The organism is Nafulsella turpanensis ZLM-10, assembly GCF_000346615.1.
Taxonomy (GTDB): domain Bacteria; phylum Bacteroidota; class Bacteroidia; order Cytophagales; family Cyclobacteriaceae; genus Nafulsella; species Nafulsella turpanensis.
Genome location: NZ_ANNU01000062.1, coordinates 21,091 through 47,893, shown reverse-complemented (window position 1 = coordinate 47,893; position 26,803 = coordinate 21,091). Strand labels below are relative to the sequence as shown.

The window sequence follows — 26,803 nt, the reverse complement described above, 5'->3', positions numbered from 1 at the left end:
CCACTCCTGCATTTCTGCCTGCCCCTATTAAGTTATTCCATATTTCAATACTCGGCTTGCTGTTGTGCATTTCGGTAAACATTTATCTGGTATTTTACCACATTTTTCAGACTCTGCAGCGACAGCTCTTTTGCCCAGGGCAGCAGATCGTCATTCCACCGGCTTGGATGTGTTAGGATATAAATATGTTTGATTTCCTTCTTTCTAACTTTTTCAATAATATCATCCGTTGACTTTACTTCACGAAGTTTGCCATTGATCCGGTCCTTTACCGCCAGCCTCTTTAAATTCCACTTACGGCTGGTATCCGTAAAATACTCATATTTCGAAAAATCAACCGAAAGGTATCCTTCCCCTTCTACGCCATATTTGGTAAAGTTATTATCCTTCCAAAGGTCCCGGTTAACGTAACCCGACAGCGGATTGCCATGCATACAAATAGTTTTTGCATCCCACTCCTGAAACAGGGCCCATTCTTTTTCAAAAATTTCCAGCGCCTTTTTTCTATCACCCCTGGCTTTATCGAGTACTTCGTAATGATAACCCACTTCGTGCCCCATCTCCTTCACCTTACTGATAATGATGGGATTAAAGAGATCTTTCTTGACCCGAAAATAATAGGTTGTTCGAATTCCTTCCTCTTTTTCCATTCGCGCCAGCGGAAGCACATTTTTCGGTGGCCGATCCACATCGTGCCGGATAATTCCAAACTGCTCCTCATCCTTAAGAGCGCTTTCCAGAGTATAATCGCCTTTTGGGAGACTTTGGAGCAACTCCTTATACTTGCTCATGGTAAAGTCTCTTTCCATTACTTTCTGCCTCCTATAAAAATAATGGCTGAATAATCATTAATGACCGGCAGTCGCTCCGCGAAGAACTCGGCCACCCGGAAGAGTGGAAAAAGGCGGTCGGGTGTTCCTTTGGGCACAAAAAGACCCCGTCTTATTTCGATATCTCTAAAGCCAGCTCTGGCAACCATGTTTTTCACCTCCTCCACATAATAATGATTATCGAAAATATGCTCCCTTCCTATTACTTTTTTCTTCATCCCCCCAAACCAGGGACATTTCTTGTTTGGAAAATCAAGAATGATGTAGCCCCCGGGCCTCAGCACACGATATATCTCGGTCAGTGCTTTTTCAATATCAGGCACATAGCGTAAGGTAGAAAAGGAAAGCACTCCATCGAAAGAGTTATCCTCAAAGGGCAAATCTTCCACATCAGCTTCTTTAAACATAATGTTGGAATTCATCATTTTCCCCTTATTCGAAGCCCATTTTATATTTTCGGGCGATAGGTCGATTGACGTCAGCTGAATGTTAAACTTCTCATATTCGAAGGAAAAAACCCCGGTGGCGGAGCCTACCTCCAGCACCTTTTGCCCCGATTGTATATAGCCAAAAGACCGGGCTTTTTCCAGCTTCCGTTTGATAAAATGGCGGCCTGCGCGGTTTTCAAAAATGCCATCATATTTGGCTACTTCCCGGTCATACTTGCCCTGGATTTCCTGTTTTACTTTTTGTACTGCTGTAGTGTTCATAAACTCACCTCTTTTATGGTTTTAAAATTTGCTTGATGTTGCTGACAATTATGTAAGACTTTCCTGAATAGCTCAAAACAGCTATCGCCCAGATTTCTGAACTTGAGTGCATGCCGGAGTTCACCCGAAAAAAAGTTGGTTTTACGGGAGTTGTGCGAGTGAGCCATTTTACCTTTCTGAAAAAACAGTACCTCCTGTGGGTGCATCAGAAAAACCAATGGTTTGTGGGTATAGTCTGCCTCCAGCATCAGGAGCTTTTGTACGGCAAAAGTAATAGTAGGCGCTATTCGTAAGTGGGTGCTGATAAATGGCCACCCCAAAGCAGAAACAGGCACCTCGGTAATAGTCGAGTTCCCTTTTTTGTAAGGCGATGAATAATCGGGATGGTAGGGTTTTCGATGGGCGGTGAGCCACTTAAGTTTCTTTATTGCACCTGAAGTAAAAGGACCATCGAAGCGCTGGGAAGAAACAGAAGAATCGTATTGAAATCCGGTACTTTCCAATGCCCTCACTGTATCTTTGTTAATACGTAAGGCCGGAGCCCGGAAGGAAACCAGGGGAACGTTTGCAGCCTCCTCTATGATAGATTTAGATTTCTGCAGAAAGTAAATCTGCTTTTCCAGGCTAAGGGCATCATAATAATCGTCATGATCATATCCATGGCAGGCAGCTTCATGTCCCGCCAGAACTATACTCCGGATAGTTTTGGGAGAGTTTTTGGCAAAAATAGCCGTGGAAAAAAAAGTCGCTTTGGCATTGTACTCCGCCAGCAGCTGTAGCAGGCGCGGCATTGCATCATTCTCAATTCTTTTAATAACTGAGTCCGCCCCCGTGGAATTATCGTGGGTATTGGTTTCGAAAGAATGTCTTTCCACATCAAACGACAGAAATACATCCATAAGCACATTAGTATGTCAGTTCATAATATCTGCGCTCGTCTCTATAAGTTTGCCAATGGCCACCTTACTGATATCTAAATCATACAAATTTTTGCAGATTAATATCAATAAACAACCAACTCACATCATTTTTTTTTGTTTTAATAAACTGTATTTTTTTGAAATCCAATTCTTTAATAATCAAAAACAGCCAAATTTAAAAAGCTAAATGTGGTGTATATAAAAATTTACAATCCTTCCACTCTTTTCATTTATAAGAAGAGCACCGCAAAACTCCTGAAAAAGGTTCTTAGCTATCAGATCCTCTGCCTGCTATTTAAACCCTCATTACCAGCCATTTGACCGTCGAATAATTTACCAGGTCTTTTTCCTTACAGAAATTTCTAACTTTCAGCTAAACAAGAGGGCCAGCAGGTGGTTAATTACTGAGTTGTATAAAAGAAAAGCCTCCTCCAAAAAATTCCTGATGGGGCAGCATTTAATGTGGTACTTACCGGAGGCAAACGGACCGCCTGCCCCAGGCCAATGGTACAGCCGCTAACTTATCATATGAGAACAGTTGCTTATCTCTGCGGTCCGACAACCATTTTTTTTATCTTTCTTCCCTCTTCTATGAAGCAGATTAGGTTCGGCCTCATTTTTTTTATACTGGCTGTCGTTTCTTTTTTACGCTGGTGGTTTATTTATGACCAGCCTATTCATGGAATAGATGATGCCAACATCTACTTCGTTTACGCAAAAAACCTGGCTGAAGGCCACGGCTTTGTTTATAATGTCGGAGGCGAACATGTGGAAGGATTTACTTCCATGCTTTGGACACTCCTGCTCACCCTCTTTTACCTGCTGGGTCCAATGGAATGGCTTAGCCTGGTATTTAATTTCACCCTGGTCTCCTATAGCATTTATCGTCTTACTCTTTTTGCCGATTCGCCTGAAGAAGGAGAGCCCTCGTCTTTTATAGGGTTCCCCGGGGCGCTTATACTGCTCTTCATTTGCTTTATTCCCGGCTATCTCGACTGGACCATCCTTACTCATATGGAAACCGGCTTGTGGAGCGCCTTACTGATCCTTACCACCCTTCAACTCCTGCAACAGTTCCGACAGGCAGCAGATAAACAGAACAGTCGGCGGTTAATGATTTTACTCCCCCTGCTCCTTTTTACCCGACCCGAAAGCCTTCTCTGGATCCCACTCTTCCTGCTGATACAGGTGGGGCAGTTATATTTCCGCCAATTCAGCTTTAGAAGCATTATACGATATACCTGGCCTCCCGTAGCGGCTGTTCTGGTTTCTGCCCTGGTTCTTTTCGGCTTCCGCCTGTTTTATTTTGGTTACCCTTTCCCCAACACCTTTTATGCGAAGGTAACCGATTCCGTTGGGCGTAACATTGTTTCCGGAGCCTATTATATGCTTCGGCATGTAAAGGAAAATCCTTTTGTGCCAGCTTTTGTGCTCCTGCTGGGGCTCGCCCTCTTTTTTATTGGCCAGGAACTGTACAGGAAACGGCTGAGGACTTCCTCAGCGATAGAGCTGAGCATTATCAGCCTGTCTGCTCTTAATTTTATTTTCCCTTTTTATTCAGGCGGAGACCATTTTTACCTGTCCCGCTTTTTACAGCCAATGTATCCTATCCTCCTGCTGGGTGTTTTTTATCCTCCCTTCTGGCGCAGGTACCTTCATCTAAAGCTGCAGCTTAAAAACAGGCACCAGTTATCCTTTTTCCTTTTGGCTGCGAGCCTCCTGATTTTAACTTCTACCCGCTTTTCCCTGCTCAATACCTCTTCCATACAAAAAGAGTTTGATGTAGGCATTTATGGCAGAAGAACCGGCCACCAGCTCAACCAGCTTTTTGCCGATAGCGATAGCTTTCCTGTAGTCGGCACTTACACTGCCGGTGGATTAGCCTATGTTTACAAGGGGAAAGTAATTGACCTGATGGGGCTGAACAACACAGCCATTGCACATGCTCCTGATAAGAAAAAAGGAGGCTATAAAAACCACAGCGCCTTTAATAAAAGGCTTTTTTACGAGTTTTCGCCCGATATCCTGCACATCGATTTTCTGGACAGCCTGCAGGAGGCCCGACTGAATGAGCATGATAAGGAGGATTTCCAAAATCAGATTTACCAGTTTATATTTCTTGATGATAAGTTCCGCCAGCTGTACAAACCGGTGGTAATTGCCGGAGATAAGGGTAAGCTATGGTACCAGGCTTATGTCCACACCCGTTTTCTGGAGGAGCTTAAACAAGAGGGGCGTAAAATTTACCTGATTCCGCGTACGGAAGATACCTCCAGCAAAGATGATGAACAGTCTCTTATCCGCTTATCCCTCAAATAAAAAAGCGATGGCCGTTATGGCACCATCGCTTTTACTTTTTCACCTTTCACTTCTTTTATCTCTCCGTTAAGCCAGTCGACATACTCGGCCATGGTAGTTAGCCACATATCATCGCGCCGCTCATTTAAGTACTCCAGCACCGGAGGCAACACCTGCTCCAGGTATTCGCGCTTGAAAGAAGGGTGAAACCAAAAATGACAGAGGGTTTTATGTTTGATGGCCCGGTCAATTATTCTTTTGGTTCTTGAAATATGGTAATCGACAGACCAGTCGCGTCGCCACTCCAGCTGAAAAGAGCTTTTTATTTCCCAGAAGCCATTCCCGTGGTGTACAGGATAGCCGAGAATATTCCCCAGGTTTGTCCGATAATTGGAGAAGCCTAGCTTTGGTAATTCTTCCTGGTTTCCTACCGTATGCGCCGGGTAAATAAAGGTTTTCAGATCCACCCCTCTTTGCTCTGCCAGTCTCCTGCATTCCATCAACTCCTGGCGGAACACCTCTGGGGGACATACCGCATCGCGGCAATCGATATGAGAAAAGGTATGGCAGCCAATTTCATGCTTTACCTGAGCCTGCTGTATCATGTCCAGCAAATCAGGGCAGTACCACTCCGGTGCATCCCGAAAGTTGCTGCACGGATCATCTTTATACCAGTCTCCTTCGGCAAATTTCCAGTACCCGTTTTCAAAGTGCTTTAGCCGCGCCAGTTCCGGGTGCGGTATACCTTCTTTGCACTCACAGCTATCGAGGAAAAGATGGCCCACCGTGGCCCAGGTAACAGGCACTTTATACTGGTCACAAAGCCTTATCAGGTCGGGCATATTCCATCGGGCCAGGCGTGCCTTTCTTTTGGCTCCTTCTACCGGATCGGCCAGCCCTTTGGAAAAACGCCACGCCCATGCCAGTTCAAAATCGGCCGATAAGGTAAACACTGCTTTGTAAGGGGCCGGAATAAACCTGCGATAGTCGCGGGTTTGTTCGACCTTCGGATTCCGGCCCAGCTCAAAATTTAATTTGCTTAAGCTTGATTTAATGAAAGGGTGCATAATTGTAGGTACTAAATATTCTTACATTCTGAAAGAAAACAGAAAAAATTAAGCCTCGCGAATCACTTTCTCCTCAAGCAAAGGCTTAGCTAAATGGAGCTGATGTACCTTTGGCTGAATACTCCTTCCGGAGGGTGAATGCTGATGGTACATTTTCAAAAGGCTTTGCAGGTGATTTTGTTCACTAAAAAGGCGGGTAAATTGCTCTGCCTTCTCGCCCATTTTTTCCCTCAGCACCTTATCTCTGCACAGCAGAAGGGCTTTCTCCTTCAGCTCATCCAGGGAGCCAACGATAAAACCGGTTTCGCCATTTTTGATAATCTCTTTATTCCCCCCAATATCAAAGGCCAAGGAAGGGAGCCCTACACGTCCGGCATCAATCAGGGCCAGAGAAAGAGCCTCTTCTTCAGAGGGTAAAATGAAAAGGTCGAGCTGGTTGTAAATATTTTCAATGTCGGAGCGGAATCCGAGGAAGGTAACTTCTTCACTTACTCCTCTTTCTGTCACCTGCTTTTCAAGCGGTGCTCTTTCCGGTCCATCGCCTGCAATGAGCACTTCGAAATTGGGTAAACCTTTCTTTTTTAAAAATGCAGCAACCTCAATAAGGTACTCTACTCTTTTAAGGCCCACCAGGCGGCCCATAAAGCCAATCCTTAGTTTGCTGTCCTGTGGCTTTGCTTTTGGTAATTTACGGCACTGAGAAGAATTGTAAATAACTGTACTCTTTGCTTCTGGAAAATGGAAGGCCCGCCCGAAATACCCAGCAAGGGCATCGCAGACAAAAACAGTATTCTTAACCATTGGAAGCCTCGACAGCAGGTTAAGGGGCCATTTGCGCACTTCAAAATGGTGGCCATGGAAATGCCAGAATACCGGCACCTTCGCCCGTATGGAAGCCAGGGCCGAAATAATCATGGGGGCATACAAGTGGTTATGTACCACTTCAACCTTTTCCTTTTTGATGAAGCTTGCCAGTCGGTTGGCTGTAGAAAAGTAGTTCAGTTTTTGAAAATACACCACCTTTACCCGCTCATCGAGTTGCTGGCGCAGAGGTCCGTCCTGAAAGGTTCCAAGGTATACATTCTCCACCTCTGCCAGCATATTAGCGTCAAGCACCGCCTGTTTTTCTGCCCCTCCATAATTGAGTGAGCTTACCAAAATTAATATTTTCATAGTTCTTTAAGTACTGTTTTAGTGGTTGTTCTACCGGCAGGAAAAAGAAACGACAACTATAAAAAAATCTACCAGGAGATATTCTGAAGGTGATCCTGCCTTAGAATGATTACCCTATAATCCTTTCACTTTTCTTTAATTGCCTGCTGGTATACTTCAAGAGTTTCCTGCGCAATGGTATCCCACGAAAACCTGCCGTCCTGGCTAAGTGCTTCTATGTTTCGGCTCATGTTTTTCAGTTCCGTGGGGTTCTCAATCATTTCTACTATGGCATCGGCTAGTGCCTGGCTATCTTTCGGAGGCACGAGGCGGCCTGTCCGCCCCTCTTCTATTACCTCTGGCAATCCACCCACTGCAGTAGCGAGCACAGGCTTGTTAAAGGCATAAGCGGTCATAAGTACACCACTTTGGGTTGCATCCGTATAAGGGCATACCACCAGGGCCGACTGTTCCAGCAAATCTACCAGTTGCGGATTTTCAACAAAGCCATTAATGTGTTCAAAAGTAGGATCTTGCTCAATGGCGGAGGTATCGAGATGATAGTTTGGTTTACCGGCAATAACGATTTTAAGCCCCTGCACTTTCTGCTTTGCAATTTTGCCCGCTTCAATCAGGTATTCCACTCCTTTGTAAGGTGAAATACGTCCCCAGAACAGCACCATTTTATCCTGCCTTGCTTTCGGCTCACCCTTTTTAAACGCTTTAAAAATTTCCAGCGGCCCAAAGGCCACAAAGTGGCAGCGCGAAGGTTTTACCTTGTATTTTTGGATAAAAAGCGGCATTTGCTGTTTATTGTGAAGAATAAAATGCGCCTTCAGGAAGCGATAGCTTCTGTAAGCCAGGCGGGTCTGCCATTTATCTTCGCCTGAATGAAGGATAGGGTCGTGCACCGTCCATACCTTGGCGACCGACCTTTTTAAGAACCCGTACAGAAACATTTGTGCACCCCGGTAGCCGTTCAGGTGCACCACATCATACTGTTCCCGGTTCAGCTCCCGCGCAAACTGCCGGTGCAGCTGAAAGTTACGCCGGTTAAAAATTTTTAAGTTCGGGTATTTGAACAGCTTCAAACGGATACGCCCTTTACTTTCCTTTATATACTGCTGCAATTCCGGACCTAAAACACGGGCACTTTGCTCTTCGCTATTCATTCCTTCCTGTAAGCCCGAAAGGTCAAAAACACCTACACTTTCCACATACTTCTGGCCGTAAAGAGAAACATAAATATCGAGCGAAACTTTTTTGGACAGGTATTTTGCCAATGGCAGCAGGCTATCGAGCAAGCCAGTGGTTACAATTGCTACTCTCATAAAAAATTAATTCAGAAACCTCCAGTGCGTTCTTTTTGCTTAAAAATTCATGATAACCCTCCAGCTATAGGACTGGCCATTAATTCTGTAATAATTGTTGGTGATAGTTATCGGTTCTTACTGCCGGAGATTCTCATTATATCAGCATATATACTCCAGAAAGAGGCAAGTTGTTTTAGCAGGACAGAGAAAAGAAATCAATCGCAACTGCTCCTCTTCAAAGGCCTTTTACTTTTTACCGGATTTTTGTTTCACCCAAAACAACTGCTATTTATTTCTGTTTAACAAAAACAAACAGGCACTCACTTCCTAACCAATTTTTATGATTCCTGCCATTAATACCCTTATTGAGACTTATCCTGATTTAAAGGTTTGCAAAGAAGATTTGAACCAGGCCTTTGAAATTCTGAAAAATTCGTACCGCTCCGGGGGAAAGTTATTGATTTGCGGAAACGGAGGGAGTGCTGCCGACAGCGAACATATTGCCGGAGAGTTAATGAAGGGCTTCATTTCAAAGCGGCCACTACCGGAAGAGGTTCGGAAAAAATTCAGGGAGCATTTCCCGGAAGAGGGTGACTACCTTGCCGACCACCTGCAGGGAGCCCTGCCCACCATTTCGCTGGTTAGCCACAGCGCACTTATGACGGCCTTTATGAATGATGTATCGGCCGAAACCGTATATGCCCAGCAGGTATATGGTTATGGAAAAAAAGAAGATGCCTTGCTCGCTATTAGCACCTCCGGCAATTCGGCCAATGTGGTGCGAGCTGTACAGGTAGCAAAAGTTCAGGGCCTTAAAACCATAGGGCTTACCGGAGAAGGCGGTGGTAAGTTAGCCGCTCTTTGCGATACCACTATTCGTGCTCCCCGCAAACTTACGCATCACATTCAGGAACTACATCTGCCCATATACCATGCCCTTTGCATAGCGCTGGAAGAAGAGTTTTTCGGCAAAAGCTAAAAAACAGAGGCACAGGAATAAGACCGAAGAAAGACATAACAGAAGAGAAGTATGGAGACTCCAGTAAAAACGACAGCAAAAACACAAAATAAGAAAGAACGGTTAATTGTAACCCCCTCCCGCGCCCCTCTGCGGCCGGGCCAGAAGGAAATAGAAAAATCTTCCATTATCCGCTCCAAAGCACCGCTCCGCCTGGGGCTGGCCGGCGGTGGAACAGATGTTTCTCCCTTTTCCGACATCCATGGCGGTTCGGTGCTCAATGCCACCATCGATATGCATGCCTATTGCACCATTGAGGTTAGCGATAATAATAAAGTGGTTTTTTATGCTGCAGACCGCGATGAGTATGAAGAGCATGAAGCAACCGAGCAAATAGCCCTGGGTGACGGCCTACTCCTCCACAGGGCGGTGTATAACAGAATTATCCGCCAGTTCAACGGCGGCCGTCCGCTCTCCTTCCGGATGACGACCTATTCCGATGCCGTGGCCGGCTCTGGTCTTGGCTCCTCCTCTACCATTGTAGTGGCGATGATTAAAGCCTTTGTCGAATGGCTGAACCTCCCGCTCGGGGAATATGATATTGCCCAGCTGGCTTACCAGATAGAAAGAAAAGATGCGGGCCTCTCCGGCGGAAAGCAGGACCAGTATGCAGCTACCTTTGGTGGCTTTAACTTTATCGAGTTCCTGGCCGATGACCGGGTAATTGTTAACCCGCTGCGCATTAAGCAATGGGTAATTAACGAGCTGGAAAATTCCTTTGTGCTGTTTTACACCGGGTCTTCGCGCGAATCGGCCAATATTATTAACGAGCAGATTAAAAACACAACCGAAAAAAATAAGCGATCCATCGATGCCATGCTGGAGCTCAAGGCCGACTCCATTGTCATGAAGGAATCAATTCTGAAAGGCGATTTCCTTACCTTCTCCAGATACCTGGCCAAGTCGTGGGAGGCGAAAAAGAAAATGGCCACTTCCATCTCCAACCCAACCATCGATGCCATTTATGATATGGCGCTGGAAGCAGGCGCCTATGGCGGTAAAGTATCTGGTGCCGGTGGCGGCGGTTTTATGATGCTTATGGTAGACCCCACCCGCAGAGTTCAACTGATTAACGAGCTCAATAAACAGGATGGCAGGGTCATGAATTTTCACTTCACTAAATACGGTACACAGGCATGGAAACTGTAAATAACCTCCCGGATGCCATCATATTAGCTGGTGGAATGGGAACCCGGCTCCGTTCAGTTATTCAGAATGTGCCCAAACCTATGGCTCCTATTGGCGACACTCCATTCCTGAGCTACCTCCTGGATGAACTGAAGCAGCAGGGCGTACAAAAGGTAGTCCTCTCCACTGGCTATAAGCATGAGATAGTTGAACAGCATTACGGTGACAGCTATAAAGGAATGCAGCTGGTCTATTCAGTAGAAGATAGCCCCCTGGGTACTGGTGGTGCCATAAAAAAAGCACTCCGGCTGGTTAACTCGCCCAATGCCCTTATTCTGAATGGAGACACCATGTTTCGCGTAGATCTGCAGGGCATGTATCGCTTTCATCAAGAAAATGAATCGGACTTAACACTGGCCCTGAAAAAGATGGAAGACAGCCAGCGCTACGGCGTGGTGGAAACCACCAGCAATCGAGTGGTCCGTTTCCGCGAAAAAGCCGAAAAGAAGGCAGGTTCCATTAATGGCGGGGTATATCTGCTCAGGAAAGACCTATTGCTGGAGAAGGATTTTCCGGAAAAATTCTCCTTCGAAAAAGATTTTATGGAAGCTTACTTCCGCGATTTTAAAGTAATGGCTTTTGTATCTGATGGTTATTTTATTGACATTGGCATACCAGAAGATTATGCCAGAGCACAACAAGAACTGAGCGTTATACAATGAGCCGAAAAGCACTCTTCCTAGACCGGGATGGCATTATTAATGTAGAAAAAAATTATGTACACCGCATAGAAGATTTCGAATTTATGGACGGAATCTTCGATTTACTGTCCACTGCCCAGGAACAGGGTTACCTGCTGGTGGTAATTACCAACCAGGCGGGTATTGCCCGTGGCTATTATACTGAAGAAGATTTTCAGGAGCTAAATAACTGGATGCTTCAGGCTTTTGCTGAAAAAGGGATTACCATTCAAAAGGTATATTTCTGCCCCTTTCATCCTGTGCATGGGAAAGGAAAGTATAAGGTGGATAGTGAGTTTCGAAAACCAGGCCCGGGCATGATTTTGCAGGCACAAAAAGAACTGGAAATTGACCTGAGCCACTCTTTGCTGCTGGGCGATAAGGAATCGGATATTGAAGCAGGTATAAAGGCTGGTATTGGGCAGAATGTTCTGCTGAAATCAGATCGCTATAATGGTGAAGGAAGCAAGGCTTCTCTTATGGTAAACCACCTAAAGGAGGTGAAGCCCCTGCTAAAAGCCAGTTAAAAAAGACTTTCAGCAATGGCTTTTTTAACTGGAAAAGGAAGGAACGAAAACTTTTTCGGAGGAGGATGGTATACCATAAGGGTTAGCTCTTTTTCCCTTTGGCCATTAAGCTATCCGGAGGACTTCAGGTTTTCGTTTTTTTATCAGAACTAAAAAGGGCACTGAACTGCTCTACAGATATTTTTTTAACAGTTAACACTAATTTTTTCTCCCTATGGATCTTGTAAAGGAATACAAGCGATATCTACCAAAGCTTCAGCGCAAAATACTGCTCGAAAAAAAGAAAATTTACCATTCTTTGCTAACGCCCGCCGAAGATAAAAAAATACTGTTCATCATGGGATGCCAGCGTTCCGGCACCACCATGATGCAGAAAATATTCGAGAAAGACCTGCACGCAAAGGTATACGGTGAATTCAGCAAGCTTTCGCGCCACGACAGGGGCAGAATCCGGCTAAACCCCTTAAACCAGGTTAAAAGAGAAATCGATAAGGATACTCCTCCCCTGGTGGTAATGAAGCCCCTGGTGGAGACCCAAAATCTGAAAGAACTGCTACAGTACTTCCCTTCCTCCAAAGTATTGTGGATGTTTCGCCATTTTAAGGATGTAGCTGCCTCCAATCTGGTAAACTTCGGAAAAAGCAATGGTATTGACGACCTGCGACCTATTGCACAGAGAGATCCGCACAACTGGCGCTCCGAAGGAGCTACCGACCATGTAACGGAAGTGGTTCAGAAATACTTTTCGGAGAATATGGACGAAATGGATGCTGCCGCACTTTTCTGGTACGCCCGTAACAGCCTTTTCTTTGACCTCAATCTGGGAGTAAATCCACGGGTAATGATGTGCCGCTACGAAGACCTGGTGCGTGAACCTGCAGAAAGTATGAAAGAAATATATGCCTTTGCCGATGCACAGTACCCTGGCGAGCAAATTACCGATAGTGTATCTACCAGTTCGGTAGGGAAAGGAAAACATGTAGAACTGAACCCGGAAATAGAAGTCCTGTGCAACCAAATGTTAAAACGTCTGGAAGATGCCTATTTCACCCAGCAAAAGAAAAAGGAAGTACTCTCTTCTCTTAAAGGGGTGAAATAGACGATGAGCAGGGTCCCTTTTTTAGTGGGGAATTTTATCATTTTTTTTGAATGGGTAGAAGGTTCAACAAGATACCCTACCCATTCTTAATTTTGAAAACCGCTTCCCAGATTTCCTTCAATCTTTAAAAGGTATACCAGAGGGCAATAAGAGTCGGTAAAGCATTTATTTCCAGCCATCCTTCTCCTTTCTCATTTGTTCTATCTCCGGAAATGAAAAAAAAGACCTTCCTCTATAGTTTCTACACGGTATTCATGTTTGTTTTTACCTTATACATAGGGGTAGAGCCATTTTACAACATGGATATGCTGGCCTATATGGCCATAGTCCAGAAAATGGATGGAAAGTCTGATGTGGGCCAGATTCATGAGAATACCTACCAGTTAGCAGAAGAATCCCTTTCCCCTGATCAATTCACCGAGCTGAGTACCGGCACGGCATACAGGAAGCACCTTTGGCAGAATCCGGAGTCCTTCAATGAGCAACTGGCTTTTTACGTTATCAAGCCCCTGTACCTGCTATCGGTATTTTCATTTTATAAAAGCGGTTTCAACCTCCTTTTTGCTACCGTCCTCCCATCCCTTGTTTCCTACTTCCTGATTGCTTTGCTGGTACTGTATTGGCTAAACAGGCTTATCCGCTCCCCCTGGCTATGTACCTGGCTCAGTATCTTCATCATGGTGAGTGTTCCTCTTGTAGAACTGGGAAAATCTTCTGCGCCGGATGCCATATCTACCCTCTTTCTGCTGCTGGGATGCTACCTCTTTGTAGAGAGAACATCTCTCTGGAGCAGCAGCCTGTTTTTTATTCTGGCGATTGCCACCCGCCCCGACAGTATTATCCTGATTCTTTTGCTCTTTTTGCTCCCCTTTATGGGCAAGTGGAGTAAAAAAGTATCTCCCCTAGCATTACTGCTGTGCATGGGTATATTTTTCCTTGCTTACCTCATCCCACAACTCTTCCTGGAAGATGTTTCGTGGACCACACTGTTTCACCACGCTTTTATCGATCGGGTATTGTACCCATTATCAGACCCTCCTACGCTTAGCGCTTCCGCTTACCTGGAAGTAATATCTGAAAACCTGGTTCCCCAGGGGTATTTTACCAGGATGACCCTAATGGTTATCGTTTTGTTTGCAGGAATGGTCGGATGGAGGCGTGTAAAGACCAGAGACTATAATTTCTTTAACTGGTCGTTCAATGAGCTGTTTATGCTCATCATAATTCTTACCATCATCATCCGGTTTTTTCTGTTTCCGGCTTTCCTGGGCCGCTTTATGGCGCCTTTCCTCTTACTGGCCGGTATTCTCTTTGTGAAGGAAGTATTTCCCCTCCTTGAAGCAGGCTTTTCATCTCAGGATATCCCCATCAGGAAAAGAGCCGAAAAGAGGGAGCAGCCATTCCATTAAAACAGCCTTATTCATCTAATAAAAAATGGTTATATTGCAGTAATTATTTCCTGCTTCAGGTAATTTTTGATAGACAGGCAGGAAAAACAGAATTAAAAATTATTGCAAGCATTTATGAGCGAAACCACCACTACTTTTTCCGATTTTCAGCTTGATCCTGCCATACTGGAAGGCCTCGACGCTATGGGCTTTTCAGAACCAACTCCTGTACAAATTCAGGCTATTCCTACCATTTTAGCGAACAAAGATCTTATTGCCAGTGCCCAGACAGGAACAGGTAAAACAGCGGCTTATGTGCTGCCCATCCTCCATAAAATCAGCCAGCAAAGTAAGCATGGAGGCCTTAACACCATCATTATCGCCCCCACCCGGGAACTGGCCAAGCAAATAGACCAGCAAATTATTGGCTTTGGTTACTTTACCGGCGTTAGCTCCATTCCTGTTTATGGTGGGGGCAGCGGTGCGGAGTTTGAAGCAGAAAAGAAGGCTTTTAAAACAGGGGCCGATATTATCGTTTGTACGCCCGGAAAGCTTATACAGCACCTGAACATGGGCTACGTTAAAACGGAACAGCTACAGCACCTGATATTGGATGAAGCCGACCGAATGCTGGATATGGGCTTTTATGAGGATATCATGAAAATAATATCCCACCTACCCAGGGAACGCCAGACCCTCATGTTTTCTGCTACCATGCCTCCTAAAATCAGGCAAATGGCTAAAAAGGTGCTGATCGACCCGGAAGAAATAAATATTGCCATTTCAAAAACAGCCGAAGGGGTTCGCCAGCGAGCTTTCCTGCTGAACGAAAACCAGAAAGAGCCTCTCCTGGAGCATATACTACTCCAGGAAAAACCCGAAAGTGTTATTGTTTTTTCGAGCAGGAAAACGAGTGTGCGCCTTGTGGAAAAAGGGCTGCGAAGCAGAGGCATAAAGGCCCGCGGCATCAGCTCCGACCTGGAGCAAAAAGAACGGGAGGAAGTACTCCGGCAGTTTAAAAGCGGTATCTTTTCAGTACTCGTTGCTACCGATATTATGAGCCGCGGTATCGATATTTCTGACCTGGCCATGGTCATTAATTACGATGTTCCGCACGATGGAGAAGATTATGTACACCGTGTTGGCCGTACGGCCCGGGCAAAGGCCACCGGTGAGGCCATTACTTTTGTGACTCCCCGGGAACAAAGTAATTTCTATGGAATTGAAAAGCTGACCGGCCTTGAAATAGACAAGCCAGGCCTGCCGGATGAAATTGGCCAGGGGCCTGAGTGGCGGCCAGCAGGCGAACGGAGCCCGGGTGGATCCTCCAATGGCAGGCGTTCTTCAGGCGGTAATCGCAGAAATAACAGTAACAGGCGCCGGAATTCCAGCCCACGGGCAACCGGTGGAAAGGAAAATGCAAAGCAGAACAGTGGAGGAAGCGAAGGTGGAAAGCCAGGAAACCGAAACTCCAGACCAAAGAAGTTCTATAAACCCCGGGGAGGAGAAAAGAGCGCGGGTGGAGAAGCCTGAAAAGCTGTAATCTAATACCTTTAAGCCTCTCTTTAAGGGGCTTTATTTTTTTATCTGAATATTAGAATTTCTGTTTATAATGTTTAAATTTACTACGAAAGAAGAGTATTATTGTTCGCCTGCTAATATTTGTGCCACTTTTTAGCTGGAAAAATATTGCTACACCTTAATCTCCCTTTTCTAATTCTTATTATTTATTATTTTATTTTATCATGAACATCTTTGTAGCAAAATTAAACTTTAGGACAGAAAGTGAGGACCTAAGAGCAGCATTTGAAGAGTTTGGCGAAGTTAGCTCCGCTAAAGTAATTATGGATCGCGAAACCGGTAAATCAAAAGGATTCGGTTTTGTAGAAATGCCAAATGAAAACGAGGCACAGGCGGCCATCAATAGCCTGAATGAAAAAGAATTAGGAGGCAGGACTATTGTAGTAAAAAAAGCTCGTCCGAAAGAAGAAAGCGGCATGAGCAATAACAGAGCAAGAAGCTATAACAGCTACGAATAAATCACTAACCCCGGAAGATATCTTCCGGGGTATTTTTTTGCCTTGTCGGAATAATTGAGAGTATATGACCTTTCTCACCCATGTAATAATTTTTTCGCTTCTCCAGCACTAATTATTTCGGAGCTACATTTCCGGAGCCCCCTTTTTACCCACTACTTTAATTTTATTTACTATTGTCTCTCTACCATAGTAAAGGCTCCTTTCTAAACCTGCTAAAAAGAAACAAAAACCTCTCCACCGCCCTTATAATCCTTTTCTTGCTCATTTTAATCCTGTGATTTTAGAAAAGAACAGATGAGCAGGCCTTCTTTTCAGGCACCATTATCTTTACTTCATCAACAGGATAAGCTATTTCCAAAGGCTAAACAGGGCAGCTTTCTGAGCAAAGGAGGAGGCGCCATCTTTAATAAAGAATGGGCTCTGCTGTAAAAACCGGGGGCATTTTTACCAATCCGCCTTTTAAACGCACATATCCCTCCTTTAAACATTTTTGCAACTCCCGCCGAGGCCCTTAAATTAGTGAGGAGAAACTCCTGCCTCTTTACCATATGAAGAAAATTTTACCTTTTTGCCTCCTGGCCTTTTTGTCTGTTGCCATTCTCTCCTGCAAGCCGGAGGAAGAATTACCCTTACCCGAAAATGTAATGGAATCCGATGCCGGACTTAAATTCCGGCTGGAGTGGAACACAGGCTCAACACCCGAAAAAGCCATAGAAGAAGCAGACCTGGACCTCTTTCTCCTGATAGGTCATGATACTGCGGGGGAGTCGGCCTGGTACGATTTTGAGGAAACAGCGCTCAAAAGCTTTTATGCAGATGGCACTTATATCCTGCAGATCGATGCCTTTAAAATTAGTAAAGCCACCCACTATACCCTCCACGTTAGTACTGGCGGAGGAAGCCAGCTAAAAACTTTTGAGGGCACTTTCGAAGCAGGCGATGAACTATCCCTTAATTTTATGGAGGTAACAAAAAGCGGCACCAGGTATTCGCTTAGAACATTACTGGATACAGAGCCTTAAACCTTTTTAAAAGAAGAAGAGTCCGGGCTGGTGCCTCGGACTCTTCTTCCTGAAACCGGCAACTGTCAGTTGTATTTTATTTAAAGAAGCCCCCAAGGCCTTTCTTTATTTTATCCTGTATACCTCCACTCAATATATCAGCGCCACCAAGCATGGAAAGAATATGCTGTGCACTTGGGCTGTTTCCGGTTCCCCCACTCTTTTTATTAAGCAAATCGAGCAGATAAGGAACCACCGTTCTCTCTACTGTAGTGGCCGTATCCTTACTAAGGCCAAGCTGGTTCACCAGCTTACCAACCAGCTGGCTTCCAATCTTCTGCACCAGCGGATTATCACTCGAAGAAGGTTTTCTACCGCTGAACAAATCTGTAATTTGCTGAATATTTCCCTTTTTTGCCTCTTCTGTGAGCACCTCCTTGGTGCTTTCTCCTGCCAGCTCAACAGACTCTTTAGCCTGCTGGTCATTTAAATCAGCTTTATTTTTTAAGTCTCCGCTTAAAGCGTCTTTTGCATTTTTTATAATTTCCTGCCACATAATTATTTTCGTTTAGTGTTTCTTAAAGAAAAGAGCTGTAGGGAAATTGTTTTAAGCAATCAGAAAAATCGCTGTTTTTGCGCCAGATATTATCATAAGAAAAGAAAAGCTGTTAGCTTTAACGCTAAAACCAAAGAACTATGAACGCATACGACATTTTTCTCACCCTCCATTCCTGGATCCGCTGGATTATCCTTGTGCTTGGCATCATTGCCATTATAAAAGCCTATGCCGGCTGGTTTGGCAATAAACCCTACACCAAAGGCGATAATGGCATTTCAGGTGCCTTCATGGGCACTTTACACCTGAACCTGCTCATTGGCCTTATCCTTTACATCTTCCTGAGCCCTATTGTAGAAGCCGCTTTCAATGATTTTGGTGCTGCCATGGGAAATGCTGATTTACGATTCTGGGCTGTTGAACATATCCTGGTCAATGTTATTGCAGTTATTGTAGCACAGGTGGGCCGAAGCAAAGCAAAGAAAGCAATAGATGATGTTCGTAAGCATAAACTAACGGCTATTTTCTATACTATTGCCTTTATCTTGCTGTTGAGCCGCATTCCATGGGGAGAAACTGAGCGCTTATTCCGTTGGTAAAGCAATCTCCCTGGCGTAGAAGCAGGTCATTCTTTCAAACAAATACCTGCTGTTTATCTTTATCTTACAGGATTGGATTTAATATGAGTGCAGTATTTAAAAAAATTACATTAGCAGTTTCATTTCTTTTATTGTTTCTGCTGGCGAACCCTGTCTGGGCACAGGATTATAAAACTGGTATAGGTATCCGGGGCGGACCTGGCTACGGACTTACCATTAAACAATTTGTCGGGCCGCAGGCCGCCATTGAAGGAATCCTCTCTCCGCTCTGGGGTGGCTTTTTATTTACCGGCCTCTATGAAAAGCATGCGAGACTGTTTAATGCAAAAGGTTTGAACTATTACGGCGGAATTGGGGGACATGCTGGCTACTGGAACTACGAGAACAATTACAAAAGCAATAATCCCTGGTTCGACAGGCACGAAAAGGTTGTGATAGGTGGCATTGACCTGATACTAGGTCTGGAATATACCTTCTCTTTCATTCCTTTTACTGCAGCAGTCGACTGGAAACCTATGCTTAATCTCATCAATGACGGTAGCCTCTGGTTCGATGATGTAGCTTTTTCGCTACGCTTTGTTCCAGGCCATCTTTAACTAACCCCAAACAAAATTTAAAAAGCGGCGCATCTGGAAGGAGTGCCGCTTTTTTCTTTCGCCCCCTATACATTTTGCCTCTATCTGGCAAATCTCTTAGATGAACCTGGTGGAAAAAGTTAGGCAAAGCACTATTTTGAGGCTGATGGAAAACAGGAATTATTAGCGCCAAAAGTCCCAGCACTAAATCTCTTTTAAAACTCTAATACTGCCCGGTGAAAATAAGGCAAACAGAGTTGCCACGAATGAACCTGTACTTCCGTTGCCTCATGGTTTGGTGCTTGCTGGTGAATTAAGGGGGAAATAACGGGTAAAATGAAGCCTAACTTTGCCTTTTGGGTTACTGGCACACTTTGTTCCTCCCGGCTGGTTAAGCTGCTAAAAAGTAAGGCAAGCCATAAAGCGACCACCAGCGTGCCAATGGTTTTACTCGAGTTGAATGCCGGGATTTTTAAAAGTAAACGCATCTGTGTAAATTTTAAAGATTAACCTGATTCCGTTCAAACTCCTCTCCGCCCTTTGTCATCTCCTCCTGAACTATTGTCCCTAATCCAATTTATATGCCAAAACTGCTTTTCGCCCTCTCAGGCGATTAAAGGACCATTAGGCAAACCCGGGATGTTCAAAATCGGACACTTTTGTCCAGAACCGCACACCACCTTGTTCCATACTCCTCTTTTCTTTCTACCCGGTTTCAGTTATTAGACTCTTTGAAGCAGAAAAAATTACATTATTTCCCAAATTTTTTTGTGGTTCTTCCTTAAGATGCCTTTTTACTCCCCATAGTTGCATAAGAAGTGAAAAATTAATCTTAGGAGGGAAAAGATTGCTTATTTACCCTGAAATGGTGGAAAATGAAAATGCGATAACAGACTTTCCAGTGAGGTAGCTGCTTCCAGAGGAATTCCTGCAAAATGAGCCACCTGGCGGTACACCTGAAGAGGGCTTTTACCTGCTTTTCGGAGTTCGGCAATGGCAGCCGCTCCTTTAGATTTTGAAAGCTTTTGCCCTTTCTCATCCAGCATAAGTGAATGATGCACAAAAGATATCCCTTCAAACCCTTTTGCCGCCTGGGCAAGAGGAGAATCACTAACAGATAAGCACTGCGCCAGGTACAGCTGTGCAGCCGTGGAGAGGTGTAAATCCTGCCCCCTTACTATCAGGTTTACGCCAAAGTGTAAATCATCGGCCAGGGAAGCTATCTGGTAAGCCGGCAATTGGTCTTTACGGCGAATCACAAAATCGCCCATTTCCTTTCCCAGAAAGACATGCTTCTCCTGTTGAGTCCACCTGTCCCGGTAAGCAATAAGGGTCTCTTCAGGAACATGAATGCGCAAAGCCGCTGGCTTTTGAGGAGCCGATGGTGAAGGAGGTCGACAGGTACCCGGATAAACCCCATTTATGGATTTTTCAAGAATTTGCTTACGGCTGCAGGTACAGGCATACACCAGCCCTGGCCGGCTCTTTAGCCCCTCCAGAAGCTGCTGGTAAAGCGGTAGCCGGTGATGCTGGGAATAGTGCTTTCGGAAATCATCCGGCCCCTCAGGCCCCAGCTCATAGTCAATACCCAGCCAGTCCAGGGTGTAAAATATATCTTCTATATACGCTGGCCTCGACCTTGTGGCATCATTATCATCAATCCGTAACAGCAGTTTTCCTCCTGACTTTCGAGTAATAAGCCAGGTAAGCACAAAGGAAAACGCATTTCCTACATGCAGATATCCACTAGGTGTAGGGGCAATCCTAGAAAGCACCTTTCCCTCCTGATTTTCTTCCATGCAGGAATTTTACGAAAATTTAGAAAGAAATACGAACAGCTCAGCTCCTTTCTCCTTCTTCGGGAATACTGCCATCCAGCCCAACTTCCGGAAATCCCAGTTCTGTAATTTAATCTTCCTTAAGGGTTAGCGCTGGGTTCAAAGTGGCGGCTTTAAAGGATAAATAGCTTACCGTTAACAAGGCCAGTACAAAGGCAATACCACCTGCCAGCAGAAGCGTATAAACTCCAACCTCTATTCTGTAAGCATAGTTACTCAGGAAGAGCTCCATCAGCCACCAGCTAAAGGGAGCGGCAAACACGAAAGCAATACCTACCCATTTACTAAATCCTGCCGAAAGCATCAGTACAATCTCGCTTACAGAGGCTCCCATTACTTTCCGTACCCCTATTTCTTTGCGTCGCTGCTCAGTCGAATAGGCAGCCAGTCCTAAAAGACCCAGGCAGGATATAACCAGTGCCAGTATGGAGAAGTAGGTGGTAAGTTTTCCTATCAGGGTTTCCATATTGTACATATTCTGGTAGTTATCCTTCAGGAGGGTATACTGAAAAGGAAAAGAAGGACTGTGTTGCCTGTAAATGGCTTCAATTCTCTCCAGCATGGCCGGCACCGGCGGCTCCTTCAGCCTTACAAAGGCATGATAACGATCTCCCGTTGAAAGAGAAATAATTAAAGGATCGATAGCGTTTTGAACAGTAGAAGTATGGAAGTCTTCCACCACTCCCACGATTTGCCCCTTATGGCCAAATGCTTCTATTTCTGCCCCTACAGGGTTCTCCAGTCGCATCAGGGCAACCGCCTTTTCATTGACAATAAAGTTGTTCGTATCGGCCTTACTTTCTTTTCGGAAATTCCGCCCTTCCAGCAGCTTCACCTTCAATGCATCCACAAACCATGCATCGGTACGTAGTTTTTGAAAAAGAATATTATCTTCCACTGATTTGCCGGGCCAGTGAACATCGGCGCTGTTATTTCCTATTTGAAAGGGAATCTGGTTAGCTCCGCTAACAGCCACTATTGCATGCTGTTGGTTCATTTCGAGCTGGAAGGGCTCAAAGTTTTCCCTCAGTTCATTATTCATGGGCAACAGCAGCACGTTATCCACAGAAAGGCCAAGATCTTTATTTTTCATGTAATGAATCTGCCTGCCTACAACCAAGGTCCCCACAATTAAAACGATGCTGATAAAGAACTGAAATATCACCAGCCCCTTCCTGAAAAGAATACTTCCTCTCCCTGGACTAAGTTTTCCTTTCAGTATTTCAATAGTATTGAAGGAGGATAACAGAAAGGCAGGATAGCCGCCGGCCAGGAAACCTGCCAATATAACCAGGAGGCCAAACAGCAGCATAAAAAAAGGATCGGTAAAGGGAATGGCCAGCTGAAAGCCTGTGAGGCTGTTAAAAACCGGCAGTGCCAGCTGCGCCAGTAAAAGTGCCAGCAGTGCCGCAATAAAGCTAATCACCAAGGATTCGCTGAGAAACTGAGTAACCAGCTGATTTTTATAGGCACCAATGGCTTTCCGCACTCCTACTTCCCTGCTCCTGCGCCCTGAACGGGCCGTTGAGAGATTCATAAAGTTAATACAGGCAATAATCAGCAGGAAAACGGCTATACCTGTAAATAAACGAACCAGAACAATGCGGCCACTTACGTTTTTCCCTTCTGTAAACTTCGAATACAAGTGCATATCTTTTATTGGCTGCAGATACAGTAAAGTATTCTCCTGCGCCCCCCTGTCAACCAGGTAATTTTTTACCACTGCCTTTGCCTGTTCAGCGTCAGCCTTTTCGTGCAGCATTACATAAGTACGGATACCATTATTTCCCCAACTCTCGAGCCATCCGTTGCTACGAAAGAACAGGTCGTATGGTAGTAGAAAGTCAAACTGCAGGCTGGAATTAGCCGGCATTTCTTCGAAAACCGCAGTAACCTTTACCTCCTGCTCATTCTCTACACTGATGGTCTTCCCAATCACATCAGTGCTGCCAAACAGCTTAACAGCTAAACCTTCCGAAATGGCAATGGAGCTGATATCCTTCAAAGCGGCTTTCTTCTGCCCTGCTATAAATTCAATGGAAAACATATCAAGAAAGGCAGCGTCGACATAGTGCCCTTTCGCCTCAAAAGCCTTGCCCTCTACAAAGAAGTTCTGCCCGAGATTCCAGGTAGCTCTGCTGGCATTTTCAATTTGCGGAATCTCAGCCACAAGGGCAGGTGCGAGAGGGCCCGGAGTGGCTTCCACGCTCATAATTTCACCATGGGAATAATGCTGATCCTCAACCACACGATAGAGGCGATCGGCTTTTGCATGGAACTGATCGAAGCTCAGCTGGTGCTGCACATACAGCATAATGAGCAGGCAGCAGGCCAGGCCAATAGCCAGACCAAGAATGTTTATGAAGGAGTAGAAGCCATTCTTGAACAGACTGCGAAAGGCAACTTTTAAATAATTTAACCACATAATGCTGAAGGAAAAAGTGAAAAAAGATTGGTAATGAAGGTTTGGAGTACCTTTTAGATTATTACAATTTTCTCAGATCGCCTGAGCCACTAATACTACTTTGTACCACCGGATTGCCTTCGTAGCCAAGGTCACCACTTCCGGAAATATTTACATCAAGGTGGTCACGGACATTTACAAGCACATCTCCGCTGCCGGATACCTGCACGGCTGCCTCAATAGCTTCCATCTGTAAAGCATCAATTTCACCAGAGCCCGAAACTCTAACATTGAGCCTTTCGGCAAGCCCGCCAATGTTCATTTCGCCAGAGCCAGAAATGGCTGCCTCCATTTCTTCCACCTCAGCGTTCAATTCTACCTCTCCCGATCCGGAAACATGCACCCTTAGTGACCCACCAGTAATGGTATTCTGCCCGAATATTTCGCCGGAGCCGGAGAGCTTTAGCTCCTGTACCTGCGGAATGCTAATATAAATCCTGATGCCATCGTGACTATAAACATTTTCATCCCAGCCAATTTTTAATGTTCCGTTATGCACTTCAGTAACCAGATTCGCCAGAATATTTTCCTGGGCCTCAATCCGGATGTCTTCCTGCGAGCCCTGCTTCAGATATAATGTGGCATTTACAGTATTGGCCAGAGAGTGAAAATTTTCCAGGCTTCGTTCTTCACTTATAGAGGGGCCTTCGCCCTTTATTCCCCAATAATCACCGAAACAGCCTGTAAGGCAAAAAGAGAAGGCTAATAAACAGGCTACTGATAAAAATTTAATCGTCGTTTTCATTTCCTTTAAAGTTGAAAGTTTTGGAGAGAGGTTTATACATGAAATTGCTCTTTAACATTTTCCGTTACAATACGGCCGTCAAAAAGATTGATGATTCTGTGGGCATAATTGGCATCGTGAGGAGAATGGGTAACCATAATAATAGTGGTACCCTTGGCATTAAGCACAGAGAGAAGGTTCATTACTTCCTCGCCATTTTTGGAATCCAGGTTTCCTGTTGGCTCATCGGCCAGAATAAGCGGGGGACGTGCTACTACTGCCCTTGCAATAGCAACTCTTTGCTGCTGACCTCCCGATAACTGTTGCGGGAAGTGCTTCCGCCGGTGCATTATATTCATTTGCTCCAGTACCTGCTCCACCTTACGCTTTCGGTCCGAAGCCGGAACCTTCAGGTAAAGTAAAGGCAGTTCTACGTTCTCAAATACATTCAGCTCATCAATCAGGTTGAAGCTCTGGAATATAAATCCAATAGAGCCTTTTCGCATGCCTGCCCGCTGCCGCTCTGTATAATGGCTCACCTCCTGGCCCATAAACTGGTAACTTCCGGCCGAAGGGTTATCGAGCAGCCCCATTATGTTTAATAAGGTAGATTTACCACAGCCCGATGGGCCCATAATAGCCACAAACTCCCCTTCGCGTATATGCAGATTTATATTATTGAGAGCCGTGGTTTCCACCTCATCAGTGGTGTATAACTTGCTTAAGTTTTTAGCCTGTATCATGGTTTTTGGATTTAGGGATTAGGTTCTGGGGACGAGGTCTTAGGCCTCTCGCCTCCCATTTTTTTAATCTTGTGTTCTGTTTTTTATCTTGCTGATAAAGCTGTTGAGCATTTTCTTTATCTGAATTAGTTTTTCAACTATAACCTGGTAATCCTCTTCCGGCAGGTAATTTAAATCCTTTGTCAACAGGAGCTGGTATTCAAGTTCATTGGCTGATCCCATACTAATGTGAAGGAAGCGAACTAGGTCCTTGTCAGAGCTTCTTCCACATCCTTCCGCAATATTAGAAGGGACTGAAATGGCAGACCTCCTAATTTGTTGCGTAAAGGAAAATGCTTCTTCCTTCGGAAATTGTAAGGTGATCCTATGAACCTGCAGTACTAATTGGTGTGATAAATCCCAAACTTTCAGCTCTTTGTAATTAATCATTTTTCTAATCTTAAATGTCAGTACATAAATTCAGTACATAAATAATAATAATAGGTCTCTATTCTCCCCTACCACCTAAGCCCTACTACCTATTTACTAAAAAACCAATACCTCGATGTTACCGAAATATTCATAGCCAGAGGTGATAACCTGTTCTCCTGCCTCCAGCCCCTCCAGCACTTCGTAATAGTGCGAATTTTTACGCCCCAGCTGAATGCTGCGCCTAACGGCCCGGCTACCATCCGCGCTTAGTACATACACCCAGTTACCACCTGTATCTTTATAAAAGCCTCCGGTTGGAAGCAGAACAGCCTCCTCGCTTTGCCCCAATTCGAGGCGCAGGCGAATGGACTGACCACGGCGGATACCTTTGGGGGCATTTCCTTTAAAATCCATATCCACCTCAAACATGCCATTGGTTACATTCGGATATACTTTACTGATAATTGCCCGTTGTTGATGACCATTCAGTTCAAAGCTCGCCTCCTGTCCTACTCCTACCCGGGGCAGGTACAGTTCATCTATACTCACCTGTATTTTAAAGCTGTCGAGCCCATCAATTTGGCCGAGGCGCTGGCCCATTTGGATAGACTGCCCAATTTCAAGATCCCCAAGACTTAGTTGTCCGCTTACAGGAGCTTCCACCTCCAGGTTTTTCAGGATGTTACCGACCATTTCCAGGTTCTTATTTAGCCGTTCTTCAGAGGCATTTAGCTGGTTTAGCTGTGCTACCCGCAAAAGGCTGTCCTGGCGGAAAGCAGCATAGGTTAACCTGCGGCGCTTCAGGTTCCAGTCAAGTTCTTCTTTTATATCATCGTAAGCCTCCTGCGATATCAGTTTATCTTTGAGCAAAGCTTCATTCCGGCGCATTTTAGGCTGCAGGCGCTGAATATTATAATCTATTTCAGCTAACTGGGCTTTGAGTGTAAGGCTGTTTTGTTCCAGCGCCAGCCGCGTGGTGCGCAGGTTATTGAGCTGCTCGAACAACTGAGTTTCCTGGCTGGCTACTTCGAGCTGCAGATTAGAATTAGCCATGGAAAGAATTTTATCTCCTTTCTCCACCATGGAACCAGACTCCCGGTAAATTTCCCCAATAATCCCTCCTTCCACTGCATCGAGAAAAAAGGACACCTTTGGTTGAACAGTACCTGTTTGAGGAATAAATTCCTGAAAGGCTCCTTTGCTCACACTTGCAATAGTTACTTTTTCACGCTCAATACGGAGACTTGAACGTTTGTCTGCAAAAAGAAACTGGTACACTGCCAGTACTAAAAGTATGGCTGCCCCTCCTGTCAGGAGCAGGCGTTTTGGAGTCCATGTTTTTTTCCTGATAATCCGGTCCATAAAAAGTACTGCTGTCGTTGTTGTAAACTGCCAGTTTCCAACAAGTGTGCCAGATCAGAAAAAGCACCTTTCTGCAGGCTCAAGGGCATATAATCGTCACTTTTTCCAGGCTGGCTGTTCACCGGCGAACAAAAGTGTCCGCAAGCGAACACTTTTAATCTTGATTGTTCCTTCTCTCCACAAAAATGTGCTATATTGATTCTCCATAAATAAGGCCATGACAGCAAATAAGACTGGTTTCACCATACTCCCTTAACCTCTGAAGCCTGAACGGTATAATATTTGTCCTGCTCCTAAAAAA

Annotated in this window: 26 protein-coding genes; 12 read left to right on the top strand and 14 right to left on the bottom strand. The window is 45.0% G+C overall.

Annotation, left to right across the window (positions count from 1 at the left end; genetic code table 11):
- Window positions 1-44: 44 nt before the first annotated feature.
- Genes F752_RS0120300 through F752_RS25610 form a run of 3 tightly spaced genes read right to left on the bottom strand, consistent with a single transcriptional unit; the run spans window position 45 to window position 2,439 of the window.
- Window positions 45-809: a polysaccharide deacetylase family protein gene (locus tag F752_RS0120300; RefSeq protein WP_017733586.1), complete on the bottom strand. Its 765-nt coding sequence runs from the start codon at window positions 807-809 to the stop codon at window positions 45-47.
- The gene (locus tag F752_RS0120295) at window positions 809-1,540 is read right to left on the bottom strand and encodes a class I SAM-dependent methyltransferase (RefSeq protein WP_017733585.1); all 732 of its coding nucleotides are present in this window, start codon (window positions 1,538-1,540) and stop codon (window positions 809-811) included. Before F752_RS0120295 ends, F752_RS0120300 begins: the two co-directional genes overlap by 1 nt.
- On the bottom strand, window positions 1,537-2,439 hold the full coding sequence (locus tag F752_RS25610) for a polysaccharide deacetylase family protein (protein ID WP_017733584.1): 903 nt from the start codon (window positions 2,437-2,439) through the stop codon (window positions 1,537-1,539). Before F752_RS25610 ends, F752_RS0120295 begins: the two co-directional genes overlap by 4 nt.
- A 612-nt stretch (window positions 2,440-3,051) precedes the next feature.
- Between F752_RS25610 and F752_RS0120280 the strand changes: the two genes are divergently transcribed.
- A complete protein-coding gene (locus F752_RS0120280; protein WP_152425233.1) occupies window positions 3,052-4,779 on the top strand; it encodes a hypothetical protein in 1,728 nt (575 codons plus the stop codon).
- Between the two features lie 14 nt (window positions 4,780-4,793).
- Here the strand turns inward: F752_RS0120280 and F752_RS0120275 are convergent, their stop codons facing one another.
- From F752_RS0120275 to F752_RS0120265, 3 genes are all read right to left on the bottom strand, one after another.
- Window positions 4,794-5,825, bottom strand: coding sequence for a polysaccharide deacetylase family protein (locus F752_RS0120275; protein ID WP_017733581.1), 1,032 nt, complete (start codon window positions 5,823-5,825; stop codon window positions 4,794-4,796).
- A 48-nt stretch (window positions 5,826-5,873) separates the two neighbouring features.
- Window positions 5,874-6,998, bottom strand: a complete 1,125-nt coding sequence (locus tag F752_RS0120270) for a glycosyltransferase family 4 protein (RefSeq protein WP_017733580.1) — start codon at window positions 6,996-6,998, stop codon at window positions 5,874-5,876.
- A 125-nt stretch (window positions 6,999-7,123) separates the two neighbouring features.
- On the bottom strand, window positions 7,124-8,308 hold the full coding sequence (locus tag F752_RS0120265) for a glycosyltransferase family 4 protein (protein WP_017733579.1): 1,185 nt from the start codon (window positions 8,306-8,308) through the stop codon (window positions 7,124-7,126).
- A 322-nt stretch (window positions 8,309-8,630) separates the two neighbouring features.
- Between F752_RS0120265 and F752_RS0120260 the strand changes: the two genes are divergently transcribed.
- From F752_RS0120260 to F752_RS0120205, 9 genes are all read left to right on the top strand, one after another.
- Window positions 8,631-9,269, top strand: a complete 639-nt coding sequence (locus F752_RS0120260) for a D-sedoheptulose-7-phosphate isomerase (RefSeq protein WP_017733578.1) — start codon at window positions 8,631-8,633, stop codon at window positions 9,267-9,269.
- Window positions 9,270-9,320: 51 nt separating this feature from the next.
- On the top strand, window positions 9,321-10,457 hold the full coding sequence (locus F752_RS0120255) for a GHMP family kinase ATP-binding protein (protein ID WP_017733577.1): 1,137 nt from the start codon (window positions 9,321-9,323) through the stop codon (window positions 10,455-10,457).
- Window positions 10,445-11,158, top strand: coding sequence for a nucleotidyltransferase family protein (locus tag F752_RS0120250; protein WP_017733576.1), 714 nt, complete (start codon window positions 10,445-10,447; stop codon window positions 11,156-11,158). Before F752_RS0120255 ends, F752_RS0120250 begins: the two co-directional genes overlap by 13 nt.
- On the top strand, window positions 11,155-11,703 hold the full coding sequence (locus F752_RS0120245) for a D-glycero-alpha-D-manno-heptose-1,7-bisphosphate 7-phosphatase (RefSeq protein ID WP_017733575.1): 549 nt from the start codon (window positions 11,155-11,157) through the stop codon (window positions 11,701-11,703). Before F752_RS0120250 ends, F752_RS0120245 begins: the two co-directional genes overlap by 4 nt.
- A gap of 214 nt (window positions 11,704-11,917) precedes the next feature.
- Entirely contained in the window at window positions 11,918-12,802 is an 885-nt protein-coding gene (locus tag F752_RS0120235) for a sulfotransferase family protein (RefSeq protein WP_017733573.1), read from the top strand.
- 254 nt (window positions 12,803-13,056) lie between these two features.
- The gene (locus tag F752_RS0120225; protein WP_026135877.1) at window positions 13,057-14,211 is read left to right on the top strand and encodes a hypothetical protein; all 1,155 of its coding nucleotides are present in this window, start codon (window positions 13,057-13,059) and stop codon (window positions 14,209-14,211) included.
- Between the two features lie 114 nt (window positions 14,212-14,325).
- A complete protein-coding gene (locus tag F752_RS0120220; protein ID WP_017733570.1) occupies window positions 14,326-15,723 on the top strand; it encodes a DEAD/DEAH box helicase in 1,398 nt (465 codons plus the stop codon).
- Between the two features lie 212 nt (window positions 15,724-15,935).
- Window positions 15,936-16,229, top strand: a complete 294-nt coding sequence (locus F752_RS0120215) for an RNA recognition motif domain-containing protein (protein ID WP_017733569.1) — start codon at window positions 15,936-15,938, stop codon at window positions 16,227-16,229.
- 548 nt (window positions 16,230-16,777) lie between these two features.
- The gene (locus F752_RS0120205) at window positions 16,778-17,251 is read left to right on the top strand and encodes a hypothetical protein (RefSeq protein ID WP_017733567.1); all 474 of its coding nucleotides are present in this window, start codon (window positions 16,778-16,780) and stop codon (window positions 17,249-17,251) included.
- 76 nt (window positions 17,252-17,327) lie between these two features.
- Here F752_RS0120205 and F752_RS0120200 read toward each other — a convergent pair whose 3' ends face one another.
- A complete protein-coding gene (locus F752_RS0120200; protein ID WP_017733566.1) occupies window positions 17,328-17,786 on the bottom strand; it encodes a hypothetical protein in 459 nt (152 codons plus the stop codon).
- Between the two features lie 140 nt (window positions 17,787-17,926).
- Between F752_RS0120200 and F752_RS0120195 the strand changes: the two genes are divergently transcribed.
- Window positions 17,927-18,385: a hypothetical protein gene (locus tag F752_RS0120195; RefSeq protein WP_017733565.1), complete on the top strand. Its 459-nt coding sequence runs from the start codon at window positions 17,927-17,929 to the stop codon at window positions 18,383-18,385.
- Window positions 18,386-18,468: 83 nt separating this feature from the next.
- Window positions 18,469-18,981, top strand: a complete 513-nt coding sequence (locus F752_RS0120190; RefSeq protein ID WP_017733564.1) for a hypothetical protein — start codon at window positions 18,469-18,471, stop codon at window positions 18,979-18,981.
- 194 nt (window positions 18,982-19,175) lie between these two features.
- On the opposite strand, the gene F752_RS0120185 is transcribed toward F752_RS0120190, so the two are convergent.
- The 7 genes from F752_RS0120185 to F752_RS0120150 form a co-directional block, all read right to left on the bottom strand.
- Window positions 19,176-19,448 (bottom strand): hypothetical protein, encoded by a 273-nt coding sequence (locus F752_RS0120185; protein ID WP_017733563.1) that lies wholly within the window; start codon window positions 19,446-19,448, stop codon window positions 19,176-19,178.
- A gap of 363 nt (window positions 19,449-19,811) precedes the next feature.
- Window positions 19,812-20,759, bottom strand: coding sequence for a glutamate--tRNA ligase family protein (locus F752_RS0120180; protein ID WP_017733562.1), 948 nt, complete (start codon window positions 20,757-20,759; stop codon window positions 19,812-19,814).
- A 109-nt stretch (window positions 20,760-20,868) separates the two neighbouring features.
- Complete coding sequence (locus tag F752_RS0120170) at window positions 20,869-23,223, bottom strand: ABC transporter permease (protein ID WP_017733560.1); 2,355 nt, start codon at window positions 23,221-23,223, stop codon at window positions 20,869-20,871.
- 61 nt (window positions 23,224-23,284) lie between these two features.
- Complete coding sequence (locus F752_RS0120165; RefSeq protein WP_017733559.1) at window positions 23,285-24,007, bottom strand: head GIN domain-containing protein; 723 nt, start codon at window positions 24,005-24,007, stop codon at window positions 23,285-23,287.
- A 32-nt stretch (window positions 24,008-24,039) separates the two neighbouring features.
- Entirely contained in the window at window positions 24,040-24,729 is a 690-nt protein-coding gene (locus tag F752_RS0120160; RefSeq protein ID WP_017733558.1) for an ABC transporter ATP-binding protein, read from the bottom strand.
- Window positions 24,730-24,792: 63 nt separating this feature from the next.
- On the bottom strand, window positions 24,793-25,158 hold the full coding sequence (locus tag F752_RS0120155) for a four helix bundle protein (RefSeq protein ID WP_017733557.1): 366 nt from the start codon (window positions 25,156-25,158) through the stop codon (window positions 24,793-24,795).
- A 96-nt stretch (window positions 25,159-25,254) separates the two neighbouring features.
- On the bottom strand, window positions 25,255-26,502 hold the full coding sequence (locus F752_RS0120150; RefSeq protein ID WP_017733556.1) for an efflux RND transporter periplasmic adaptor subunit: 1,248 nt from the start codon (window positions 26,500-26,502) through the stop codon (window positions 25,255-25,257).
- Window positions 26,503-26,803 lie beyond the last annotated feature (301 nt).

What these genes read in the sequence shown, in the direction of transcription:
- F752_RS0120235 (WP_017733573.1), top strand. Translation starts at nt 11,918, where the DNA reads ATGGATCTTGTAAAGGAATACAAGCGATATCTACCAAAGCTTCAGCGC.
- F752_RS0120225 (WP_026135877.1), top strand. Translation starts at nt 13,057, where the DNA reads ATGTTTGTTTTTACCTTATACATAGGGGTAGAGCCATTTTACAACATG.
- F752_RS0120270 (WP_017733580.1), bottom strand. Translation starts at nt 6,998, where the DNA reads ATGAAAATATTAATTTTGGTAAGCTCACTCAATTATGGAGGGGCAGAA.
- F752_RS0120215 (WP_017733569.1), top strand. Translation starts at nt 15,936, where the DNA reads ATGAACATCTTTGTAGCAAAATTAAACTTTAGGACAGAAAGTGAGGAC.
- F752_RS0120280 (WP_152425233.1), top strand. Translation starts at nt 3,052, where the DNA reads ATGAAGCAGATTAGGTTCGGCCTCATTTTTTTTATACTGGCTGTCGTT.
- F752_RS0120220 (WP_017733570.1), top strand. Translation starts at nt 14,326, where the DNA reads ATGAGCGAAACCACCACTACTTTTTCCGATTTTCAGCTTGATCCTGCC.
- F752_RS0120255 (WP_017733577.1), top strand. Translation starts at nt 9,321, where the DNA reads ATGGAGACTCCAGTAAAAACGACAGCAAAAACACAAAATAAGAAAGAA.
- F752_RS25610 (WP_017733584.1), bottom strand. Translation starts at nt 2,439, where the DNA reads ATGGATGTATTTCTGTCGTTTGATGTGGAAAGACATTCTTTCGAAACC.
- F752_RS0120170 (WP_017733560.1), bottom strand. Translation starts at nt 23,223, where the DNA reads ATGTGGTTAAATTATTTAAAAGTTGCCTTTCGCAGTCTGTTCAAGAAT.
- F752_RS0120165 (WP_017733559.1), bottom strand. Translation starts at nt 24,007, where the DNA reads ATGAAAACGACGATTAAATTTTTATCAGTAGCCTGTTTATTAGCCTTC.
- F752_RS0120295 (WP_017733585.1), bottom strand. Translation starts at nt 1,540, where the DNA reads ATGAACACTACAGCAGTACAAAAAGTAAAACAGGAAATCCAGGGCAAG.
- F752_RS0120205 (WP_017733567.1), top strand. Translation starts at nt 16,778, where the DNA reads ATGAAGAAAATTTTACCTTTTTGCCTCCTGGCCTTTTTGTCTGTTGCC.
- F752_RS0120265 (WP_017733579.1), bottom strand. Translation starts at nt 8,308, where the DNA reads ATGAGAGTAGCAATTGTAACCACTGGCTTGCTCGATAGCCTGCTGCCA.
- F752_RS0120200 (WP_017733566.1), bottom strand. Translation starts at nt 17,786, where the DNA reads ATGTGGCAGGAAATTATAAAAAATGCAAAAGACGCTTTAAGCGGAGAC.
- F752_RS0120250 (WP_017733576.1), top strand. Translation starts at nt 10,445, where the DNA reads ATGGAAACTGTAAATAACCTCCCGGATGCCATCATATTAGCTGGTGGA.
- F752_RS0120245 (WP_017733575.1), top strand. Translation starts at nt 11,155, where the DNA reads ATGAGCCGAAAAGCACTCTTCCTAGACCGGGATGGCATTATTAATGTA.
- F752_RS0120180 (WP_017733562.1), bottom strand. Translation starts at nt 20,759, where the DNA reads ATGGAAGAAAATCAGGAGGGAAAGGTGCTTTCTAGGATTGCCCCTACA.
- F752_RS0120300 (WP_017733586.1), bottom strand. Translation starts at nt 809, where the DNA reads ATGGAAAGAGACTTTACCATGAGCAAGTATAAGGAGTTGCTCCAAAGT.
- F752_RS0120260 (WP_017733578.1), top strand. Translation starts at nt 8,631, where the DNA reads ATGATTCCTGCCATTAATACCCTTATTGAGACTTATCCTGATTTAAAG.
- F752_RS0120155 (WP_017733557.1), bottom strand. Translation starts at nt 25,158, where the DNA reads ATGATTAATTACAAAGAGCTGAAAGTTTGGGATTTATCACACCAATTA.
- F752_RS0120195 (WP_017733565.1), top strand. Translation starts at nt 17,927, where the DNA reads ATGAACGCATACGACATTTTTCTCACCCTCCATTCCTGGATCCGCTGG.
- F752_RS0120275 (WP_017733581.1), bottom strand. Translation starts at nt 5,825, where the DNA reads ATGCACCCTTTCATTAAATCAAGCTTAAGCAAATTAAATTTTGAGCTG.
- F752_RS0120190 (WP_017733564.1), top strand. Translation starts at nt 18,469, where the DNA reads ATGAGTGCAGTATTTAAAAAAATTACATTAGCAGTTTCATTTCTTTTA.
- F752_RS0120150 (WP_017733556.1), bottom strand. Translation starts at nt 26,502, where the DNA reads ATGGACCGGATTATCAGGAAAAAAACATGGACTCCAAAACGCCTGCTC.
- F752_RS0120185 (WP_017733563.1), bottom strand. Translation starts at nt 19,448, where the DNA reads ATGCGTTTACTTTTAAAAATCCCGGCATTCAACTCGAGTAAAACCATT.
- F752_RS0120160 (WP_017733558.1), bottom strand. Translation starts at nt 24,729, where the DNA reads ATGATACAGGCTAAAAACTTAAGCAAGTTATACACCACTGATGAGGTG.